The organism is Streptomyces sp. NRRL B-24572, from assembly GCF_002156145.1.
GTDB classification, from domain to species: Bacteria; Actinomycetota; Actinomycetes; order Streptomycetales; family Streptomycetaceae; genus Streptomyces; species Streptomyces vietnamensis.
In genome coordinates this window covers 1-9,338 of the sequence record NZ_MWIG01000341.1, presented here as the reverse complement: position 1 = coordinate 9,338, position 9,338 = coordinate 1, and the positions used below count along the sequence as shown (strand labels likewise).

Genomic DNA, 9,338 nt, shown 5'->3' with positions numbered 1-9,338 from the left:
TGGGCCTGCCCGCCGTCCCGGTGCGGGGGCACGACCGTGCCCCGGGCCACCGTGTTGGCGACGGCCGTGCCGTGGTCGCGGCGCACGATGTGCAGGCAGAGGTCGATCCCGGCGGCCACGCCCGCGGAGGTGAGGACGTCGCCGTCGTCCACGTACAGCACGTCGGCGTCGACCCGGACCTTCGGGAAGAGGCGCTGGAAGTGGTCGGCGTGCGCCCAGTGGGTGGTGGCCGGACGCCCGTCGAGGAAGCCGGCGGCGGCGAGGACGTACCCGCCGGTGCAGATGGAGACGAGGCGCGTGCCGGGCCGGACGTGCGCGAGCGCGGCGGCCAGCTCCTCGGGGAGCCTGCCCTCGTCGTAGACCGGCCCGAGCTCGTACGAGGCGGGCACGACGACCGTGTCGGCGGTGGCGAGCGCCTCCGGGCCGTGCTCGACGTGGATCGCGAAGTCGGCGTCCGTCCGCACCGGCCCGGCGACCGGGGCGCAGGTCACGATCTCGTACAGCGGCCGTCCTCCGGGGGCCTTCGCGCGGCCGAAGATGCGGTGCGGGATGCCCAGCTCGAAGGGGAGGAGGCCGGGCAGGGCGAGAACGGCGACGCGGTGCGGCGACGGTGGCACGGGCGGTGCTCCCTCCGTAATTCGGTGGTGGTCCAGACCATAGGGCTGGTACGAGTACGTGTCCGTGACGGACAACACGTACAAGTCTGAGGCCGCCGGACGGATTCCCGTCCCGGTCGAGCCGCCCGTACAGCAGTCGCCCGAGTCGCCCGTACAGCAGTCGCCGGTGCCGCTCGCGCTGTGGAACCGTAACTTCCGGCTCTTCTTCGTCGCCCGGGGCGTCGCCGTCTTCGGCGAGGGCATGGTCCCGGTCGCCTTCGCCGCAGGACTCCTCGGCGCCGGCCACCCCGGCTCCACCGTCGGCTACGCGCTCGGCGGCTGGACCGCCGCCTTCGCGGTCTTCGTGCTCTTCGGCGGCGTCCTCGCCGACCGGTTCACCGCCCGCCGCATGATGATCATCGCCGACCTGCTGCGGCTGCCCGGCGCCGCCGTCCTCGCCGTCTCCTTCACGCTCGGCGGCCCGCCGCTCTGGGTGGTGTACGCCCTCTCCGTGCTCAGCGGGATCGGCGCCGCCCTCTTCCAGCCGGGCGTCGCCTCCACCATCCCGCGCATCGCCCCCGACGTGCAGCGCGCCAACGCCGTCCTGCGGGTCGTCGAGGCCCTCATGACGATGGCGGGCCCGGCCGCGGCGGGCCTGCTGGTGGCGGTCTGGAGCGCGGGCGCGGCCTTCGCCGTCAACGGCGTCACCTTCGCGATCAGCGCCGTCTGCTTCCTCCTGATACGCCTCGCCCCGATCCCCTCCGACACCGCGCGGCGCGACTCCCTCGGCGCCGAACTCGTCGGCGGCTGGCGGGAGTTCCGCTCCCGGAGCTGGCTGTGGGGCGTCATCTCCATCTGGACGGTGTACGGGCTGACCGTCGCGGGGCCCATGGTGCCGCTCACCGCGAGCCTGGTCACCGGGGAGCACGGCTCGGCCGCGTACGGCGTGCTGATGGCCGTCAACGGCGCCGGCAGCGCGGTCGGCGGGCTCCTCGCGATCCGGCTGCGCCCGAGCCGCCCGCTCGCGGCGGGCGCGGTGGCGCTGACCGGCCTGCCCGTGAACCTGACCCTGCTCGGCCTGGGCGCCCCGGTGGCGGCGCTCGGCGCGGGGCAGTTCATCGGCGGGGCGGCCTTCGCCTTCTGGCTGGTGATGTGGTCCACCTCGGTCCAGACGCACGTGCCGCAGGAGGCCCTGAACCGGATGCACGCGTACGACGTGGCCGGCTCGCTCCTGATGATGGGCGTCGGCCGCACCCTGTCGGGGCCGGTGGCGGCGGTGGTCGGCACGGAGGAGGTGCTGCTCACGGGGGCGGGGATCGCGGTGCTCGTGGTGGCGGCGCTGCTTGTGGTGAGGCCGATCAGGGCGCTGCCGCGGGTGTAGGGCCGTGGCCCGATCTGTTGGAAACCTGTCATCCGGGCCAATGGTGGGGGAGGGGGCGGGGCCGGGATGCTCGATGGCATGGCCCAGACAACGGAAACGCCCCCTCGTACACCCGCGCCCCGTACTTCTCACATCCACCGCGCCTGGTTCGTCGCGGCGGTCACCTTCGTCACGATCATCGGCGCCGCGGCCTTCGCCTCCCTGCCGGGCCTGCTGATCGAGCCGCTGCACGAGGAGTTCCACTGGTCGCGGGGGACGATCGGCTTCGCCGTCTCGGTGAACCTCGCGCTGTACGGCCTGACGGCGCCGTTCGCGGCGGCGCTGATGGACCGCTTCGGCATCCGGAGGGTGGTGGCGGTGGCCCTGACGATCATCTCCGCCGGCTCGCTCCTCACCGTGTGGATGACGGCGGCCTGGCAGCTCGTCCTCTACTGGGGCGTCCTCGTCGGCCTGGGCAGCGGCTCCATGGCCCTCGCCTTCGCCGCGACGGTCACGAACCGCTGGTTCGTGGCGCGGAGGGGCCTGGTGACGGGCATCCTGACGGCGGCGGGAGCCTCGGGCCAACTGATCTTCCTCCCCCTCCTCTCCTGGCTGGTGGAACACCACGGCTGGCGCCCGGCGGCCGTGACGGTGGCCCTTGCGGCCCTCACGGTCGTCCCCTTCGTCTGGCTGCTGCTCCGGGACCACCCGGCGGACGTCCGACTGGCCCCGTACGGCGGGGAGTACGTGGCGAAGCCCGCGCCGGTGACGGGCGCGGCGCGGCGCGCGGTCACGGTCCTCCTCAAGGCGGCCCGCACGGGCCCGTTCTGGCTCCTGGCCGGCTCCTTCGCGATCTGCGGGGCGTCGACGAACGGCCTGGTCAAGACGCACTTCGTACCGGCGGCGCACGACCACGGGATGCCGGTCACGGCGGCGGCGGGCCTCCTGGCCGTGATCGGCGTCTTCGACGTCGTCGGCACGATCGCCTCGGGCTGGTTCACGGACCGCTTCTCGCCGCGCCGCCTGCTGGCGGTCTACTACGCCCTGCGCGGCATCTCGCTCCTGTTCCTCCCCATGCTCCTGGCGCCGTCGGTGCACCCCCCGATGCTGTTCTTCATCGTCTTCTACGGCCTGGACTGGGTCGCCACGGTCCCGCCGACGATCGCCCTGTGCCGCGAGCACTACGGCGAGGACTCGGCGATCGTCTTCGGCTGGGTCCTCGCCTCCCACCAGGTCGGCGCGGCGGCCGTCGCCTTCGCGGGCGGCGTGGCCCGCGACGTCTTCGGCACGTACGACGTCGTCTGGTACGCCTCGGGCGCCCTGTGCGCGGCGGCGGCCCTGATGGCCCTGGTCATCGCCCGACCCCGGACGGAGGGGGTGTCCCTGGCGGGAGCATGATGACGGCCAGAGGCTTCCGCGCCTGAACCCGCACCGGGAGTGACGGCGCCGGCTGGGGCGCGGGCCCACACGGCGGGCCGCGGGTCTACGCGCTGAACCGCCCGAACCGCCCCCGGTGGAACAGCAGCGGGTCCCCGTCCTCCTCCGTCGCGTCCAGCCCCTCCACCCGGCCCACCACGATCAGATGGTCCCCGCCCGTGTGGACCGTCGTGATCGTGCAGTCGATCCAGGCGGGCGCGCCCGCCAGGCGCGGCGAGGCCGTCGCCGGGGTCGGCTCCCACTCCACGCCCGCGAACTTGTCCGCGCCGCTCACCGCGAAGGACCGGCACAGTTCGCCCTGTCCGGCGCCGAGGACGTTGACGCAGAAGGTCCCGGCCGCCGCGATCCGCGGCCACGTCGTCGACGTGCGGGCGACCATGAAGGCCACCAGGGGCGGGTCGAGGGAGAGGGAGGCGAAGGACTGGCAGGCGAAGCCCGTCGGTCCGTCGGCGTCGAGGGCCGTCACGATCGTGACCCCGCTCGCGAAGTGGCCGAGGACGCGGCGGAATTCGGCCGGGTCGACGGGCGGGCGCTCGTCCTCCCGTACCGCGCGCAGGGCCGGCCGGGGCAGTGGTTCCACGGCCGTCGGCGAACCGGCCGCTCTCAGGTGTCGGACGGCGGTGGCCGCCATCCCCGCGTGTCCCATCACACCGTCCATTGAAACTGACGGCACGTCAGATGGGAAGCCTTCGCAGGGGATGACGGCCACCGGTTTCGGTCAGCCCGCGACCGCCCCCGTCGACCGCGTCCACGCGACGCCCGCCGCGTGCCCGGTCCGGTAGGCCGTCACCCGGACGGTGATCTTCAGCCCGCGCTGGGCCGACGTCAGCGTGAACGTCGTCCGCGTCGCCCCGCTGATCGCCCGCCCGTTCGCGTACCACTGGTACGCGTACGAGGTCGGCGCCGGCGTCCACGCACCCCGGTTCAGGGTGAGCGTCCGCCCGACCCGGACCGTGCCCGTGACGTACGGCGCGGTCGTCGCCTTCGGCGCGAGGCCGACGGCGACGGTGACGCCCGCCGTCGTGTACGACCCGCTCAGGTGCCCGGTCCGCAGTGCCGTGACCGTCACGGTCAGCTTCTTGCCGAGCGTGGAGGCGACGGGCACGTACGAGGCGCCCGTCGCGCCCGCGATCGCCACGCCGTTGGCCCGCCACTGGTAGGCGTACGAGGTCGGCGCCGGCGTCCAGGTGCCGACGACCGCCGTCACCTTCGACCCGACCCGCACGGTCCCGGAGACGCGCGGCACGGTGGTCGGCTTGGGCGCGACGCCCTTCACCACCACGGCGGCGCTCGTCGCGGTCACGACCGGATGCCCGGCCTTGCGGGCGGTCACGGCCACGGACAGCTGCTTGCCGAAGAGCGTCGACGGCAGCGTGTACGTGGAGGCGGTGGCGCCGGCGATGGCGACGCCGTTGGCCCGCCACTGGTACGCGAGCGAGTCCACCGGCAGCGACCACGAGCCGGCGCTCGCCGTCAGCTTCCCGCCGACGACCGCCGTGCCGGAGAGACCGGGCGCGGCGGTGTTGCGGAGGGCGGCGACGACGGTCACCGAGGGCTTCATGTACTGCGCGCCGAACGCGTACACGCTGGTGTTCAGCGTGCCGAGCGGCGCGTTCGTCAGGTCCAGGCCCACCGTCATGCTGCGCCGGTCCGGCGCGACGGAGAGGGTGGTGGACTCGGCCCGGAAGGACCCGCTCGTCAGGACGACCTTGGCGGAGTCGGGCAGCGCCGAGCCGGTGACGGTCATCGAGATCTTCCCCCGGCCGACCGTGGCCGGGCCGACGGTGCCGATGGTCCGCTCGTCGGGGCCGCAGAGATAGTGGGTGCAGGTGGCGTCGACCCGTACGGCCGTGGAGGCCTGCGCGGGCTTCTCCGGCAGACCGATCACGATCGTGCTCGGCCGGGACACGCGCGGGTAGGCGTTCGCCAGGCCGCACTGGTAGTTCTGGCCCTCGCTGGAGATCCACCCCTGGCAGCCGTTCTTGAACGTCGACTGGTCGTACAGCCAGGGCGTCGGCGACTGATCGAAGCTGCCCGCGGGCGTGGACCGCAGGTCGAAGGTGTCGCCCGACGCGGTCGGCAGCACCGCGCAGACCGCCGTCCGCTGCTCGGACAGGGTGCCGGTGAGCGGGCCGAAGCCATAGCTGACGTTCGGGACCTTGACGCACTCGGGCGCGGGCCCGGCGGCCGTACCGATGCGCAGGGCGTCGAGACGGTAGGCGGCCGCGGCGGTCTTGCCCTCCGGGACCTGGACGAGGACCTGGTAGCGGGTGGAGCCGGTGACGGCGCAGCCCGCGGCGAAGTAGTCGCAGACCGCGTTGCCGCTCGCGTCGTAGCCGATCTGGCGGGCGGTGCCCTCCGCGTCGCGCACGTTCAGGTGCAGGATGTCCCCGGCGGACTCCGTGGTCACCTGGTGGCAGAGGAACGTGCCGGGCGCGGCCGGGACTCCGCCGGTGGAGGGGCCTCCGACGGCCGTGGCCGGGGTCGTGACGCAGCCGCGCGCCGTGTCGGTGACGTCGAGACGGGTCAGCGCGAACTCGCCGGGCTCGTCACGGCCCTGGACGAGGACCGTGTGCGCGATCCCCGGCGTCAGGGCGCAGGTGGTGAAGGTTCCGTAGTACGAGCGGATCCCGCAGATCCGCTTGCCGTTCGCGTCGAGGACGCTGACCTCGGCCAGGGAGTCGCCGGACACCTTCTGGATCTGCACGAGTTCGTGCGCGGAGTGCCCGTCCGCCGGGATCGTCAGGCAGTCGGAGAAGACTCCCGCGCCGGTCGTCACGGCCATCCGGGCCGGGTGGCCGGTGAAGTCGCCGGCCGTGAAGGTGCGGCAGGCGCTGGGCGTGTCCGTGCGGTGGACGACGAGGCGGTAGCCGTCGTTGTCCTCGGACGGGTCCCGCTCGCTGATCAGCGCGCGGTACGGGGCGGTGCCCCCCAGGACGCAGGTGCCGTCCCACAGCGCGTCGGCGCAGAAGGCGGTGCCGTTCGCGTCGACGACGGTGATGCCGGGGGCGCGGTCGGTCAGGACGGCGATGTGGGCGCCCTGCGGAACCGGCAGGTTCAGACAGTCGACCGTGCCGGGGGCCCCGAAGACACCCCGGTAGGCGGTGGCGAGCTCGACGCCGCTCGTGCAGCCCTCGGTCGAGGCGCGGTCGAGGATCCGTACGGCCTGATCGGTGACGAGCGTGTACGGGGTGCCCGCCGTCAGCGCGCACGTCGGCGTGGACGCGCAGACGGTCGTGCCGTCCGCCGCGTACACATCGATCTCCGAGGCAGAGCCGGACTCGCCGATCGCCCGCACCTCGTATCGGCCGGTCACGGAGGGAGTGACGATCCTGCACCCGGTCTCGGGCGCGGCCCGCGTGGGCGCGCTGCCATAGGCGTTCACCGGTGCGGCGGCGCAGCCGGCCGGGTTCGACAGGCGGCGGACCTTCAGTGTGTACGGCCCTCCGTCGCCGGTCTGCTCGACGTCGCCGATGACGGCGAGGACGCGGTAGCCGCCGGAGCCCTCGGGCAGGACGCAGCCCGTGCTGCCGTCCGCGTTCCAGGAGGGGCAGAGACGCTTGCCGGTGTCGTCGGTGATCCAGTGGTGGGACGGGCCGTAGTCGGCGCGCCGGAGGTCGACGGTGATCCGCTCGCCGGCGGCGGCGGTGAAGGCGTGGCAGACGACGCCCAGCGGACCGGCGCCCTGGGCGGTCGTCGGCGCGGAGTCGTACCCCGTGCCGGTGACGCTCGGGCAGTCGGTGGCCGACATCAGCGGGACGAGGGAGACCCCGCTCTCCGTGGCCGACCAGTCGGTGTTGAAGAGCTTGAGCGTGTACGTCCCGGTGGCGAGCTCGCACCAGGTGTCCCGGTAACCCCACTCCTCGCAGTCGACCTTGGTCTCACCGGAGTACAGCGAGGGGTACGTGAACTGGTCGTCGACGAGCATCCGGTGCAGGCCCGGCTTCTCCACGGTGACCGTGAAGCAGGCCTCGCCGCGCGGCTCGAGGGTGGCCCTGCCGACCGCGGCGCCCGGGTCGCCGAACGCCGCGAGCGGCAGGACGGGACAGGGGGCGGTGGTGGTCGTGGGAGCCGGGGTGGCCGTCTCCGTCGGGTCGGGCGAAGGCTCGGTGGTCGGCGTCGGGTCCGGTGTCGGCTCGGTGGTGGCCGACGGCTCGGGCGTGGGCTCGTCCGGAGCCTGGGCGGCCGGGGCCGACGCCGGTGAGGCCGACGCCGACACGGCCGGATCGGGCGTCGCCGCCACCGCCGTGGCCGTCGGGAGCGCCGGCCCCACCAGGGCCGCCAGCAGGGCAGGGACGAGCAGGAGCGTTCTCGCGGATCGTCTGGATCTCACGCGAGAACGCGCGAAGTTCGGCATTCTTCCGTTCCCCCCGGAGCGGTGTGTCATACACGCGATGTGTCATATGCGCGTCACACCCTACGGGCCGCCCCGGACACCGGCGCGCGACTATTTCCCCTCGTACCGCGCCTCCCGCCGCTCCACGAAGCTCGCCACCCCCTCCTGCGCGTCCCTCGTCGTCATGTTGATCTCCTGCGCCGTCGCCTCCGCCGCGAAGGCGACGGAACGGTCCACGTCCAGGGACGCGTTGACCAGCTGCTTCGTGAGGGTCAGGGCGCGCGTCGGGCCCTGGGCGAGGCGTTCGGCCCACTCCCGGGCCGTTTTCGACAGCTCGTCCGCGGGGACGACCCGGTTCACCAGGCCCATCCCGAGCGCCTCCGCCGCCGGCACCGCGTCGCCGAAGAACATCAACTGCTTCGCCCGCTGCGGCCCGATCAGCCGGGGGAGGAGGTACGCACCGCCCCCGTCCGGGACCAGTCCCCGCCGTACGAACACCTCGATGAAGCGCGCCGAGTCCGCCGCGAGCACCAGGTCGCAGGCGAACGCGAGGTGCGCCCCGATCCCGGCCGCCGTCCCGTTCACCGCCGCGATCACCGGCTTCTCGCAGTCCAGTACGGCGGAGATGAAGCGCTGCGCGCCGAGCCTGATCATCCGGGCCACGTCCCCCGCGACCCGGTCACCGGCCGACGACGGCGCGCCCCGCAGGTCCGCGCCCGCGCAGAAGCCGCGCCCGGTGGCCGTCACCACCACACAGCGCACGTCCGGGTCGGCGGACGCCTCCGCGAGCAGGGCGATGATCCGCTCCCGCTGGTCCCAGGTGACCGCGTTCATCGCCTCGGGGCGGTTGAGGGTGATCCATGAGACGCCGTTCTCGACGGAGTGCAGGACCTCGTCCACGAAAAGCTCCTATCGGCAGACCGCCAGCGCGTCCAGGGCCACCGCCCCCTGCCCGCGCGGCAGCACCATCAGCGGGTTGATGTCCAGTTCGGCGAGGTCGCCGTCGAGTTCGAGCGCCATCCGCTGCACCCGGAGCACGACCTCGACGAGCGCGTCGACGTCGGCCGGTGGGGCGCCCCGTACGCCGTCGAGCAGGGCCCGGCCGCGCAGTTCGCCGAGCATCGAGCGGGCCTCGCGTTCACCGAAGGGCGGGACGCGGACGGCGGTGTCGTCGAGGACCTCCACCAACACCCCTCCCAGGCCCACCGTGACCGTCGGGCCGAAGAGTTGGTCCCGGGTCACGCCCACCACCATCTCGACCCCGCGCCCGACCATCTGGCAGACGAGGATGCCGTCGAGGTCGATCTCCTCGAAGCGGGCGATGTCCGTGAGCTCGCGGTAGGCGTCCCTGACCTGGCTGGCCGAGGTCAGCCCGACCTTCACCAGGCCCAGTTCCGTCTTGTGGGCGAGTTGGGCCCCGGACGCCTTCATCACCACCGGGTAGCCCACGAGACCCGCCGCCCGGACGGCCGCCGCCGCGCTCGTCACGAGCTGCTCGCGCGGCACCCGTATCCCGTACGCCCGGAGCAGCTGCTTCGCCGCGTGCTCGCTGAGCCGCCTGCCCGGCCGCAGGAGGGCCTGGGCCTTGCGGAGGGACGGGGAGGGGGTG

The 9,338-nt window shown here is 73.5% G+C and carries 7 protein-coding genes; 2 read left to right on the top strand and 5 right to left on the bottom strand.

Annotated elements, in window-relative coordinates; all coding sequences use genetic code 11:
- Positions 1–617, bottom strand: a 617-nt coding sequence (locus CCN56_RS21120; protein ID WP_256962070.1) for a GlxA family transcriptional regulator, incomplete at its 3' end; no start/stop codon positions are given.
- Positions 618–675: 58 nt separating this feature from the next.
- Between CCN56_RS21120 and CCN56_RS21115 the strand changes: the two genes are divergently transcribed.
- Together CCN56_RS21115 and CCN56_RS21110 are read left to right on the top strand one after the other, a co-directional pair.
- Positions 676–1,977 carry an MFS transporter gene (locus CCN56_RS21115; RefSeq protein ID WP_086829030.1) on the top strand — a complete coding sequence of 434 codons (1,302 nt, stop codon included), beginning with the start codon at positions 676–678 and terminating at the stop codon, positions 1,975–1,977.
- 78 nt (positions 1,978–2,055) lie between these two features.
- The gene (locus CCN56_RS21110) at positions 2,056–3,354 is read left to right on the top strand and encodes an MFS transporter (protein WP_086829034.1); all 1,299 of its coding nucleotides are present in this window, start codon (positions 2,056–2,058) and stop codon (positions 3,352–3,354) included.
- An 85-nt stretch (positions 3,355–3,439) separates the two neighbouring features.
- Here the strand turns inward: CCN56_RS21110 and CCN56_RS21105 are convergent, their stop codons facing one another.
- The 4 genes from CCN56_RS21105 to CCN56_RS21090 all read right to left on the bottom strand — a co-directional run.
- Entirely contained in the window at positions 3,440–4,024 is a 585-nt protein-coding gene (locus tag CCN56_RS21105; RefSeq protein ID WP_086829032.1) for a flavin reductase family protein, read from the bottom strand.
- An 87-nt stretch (positions 4,025–4,111) separates the two neighbouring features.
- Entirely contained in the window at positions 4,112–7,726 is a 3,615-nt protein-coding gene (locus CCN56_RS43310; RefSeq protein ID WP_179199928.1) for a hypothetical protein, read from the bottom strand.
- 114 nt (positions 7,727–7,840) lie between these two features.
- Complete coding sequence (locus CCN56_RS21095) at positions 7,841–8,563, bottom strand: enoyl-CoA hydratase/isomerase family protein (protein ID WP_256962071.1); 723 nt, start codon at positions 8,561–8,563, stop codon at positions 7,841–7,843.
- Positions 8,564–8,638: 75 nt separating this feature from the next.
- A partial coding sequence (locus CCN56_RS21090) for an acetate--CoA ligase family protein (RefSeq protein WP_179199927.1) occupies positions 8,639–9,338 on the bottom strand: 700 nt, incomplete at its 5' end.

Coding starts and splice junctions, on each gene's coding strand:
- CCN56_RS21110 (WP_086829034.1), top strand. CDS start 2,056: ATGGCCCAGACAACGGAAACGCCCCCTCGTACACCCGCGCCCCGTACT.
- CCN56_RS21105 (WP_086829032.1), bottom strand. CDS start 4,024: ATGGCGGCCACCGCCGTCCGACACCTGAGAGCGGCCGGTTCGCCGACG.
- CCN56_RS21095 (WP_256962071.1), bottom strand. CDS start 8,563: ATGAACGCGGTCACCTGGGACCAGCGGGAGCGGATCATCGCCCTGCTC.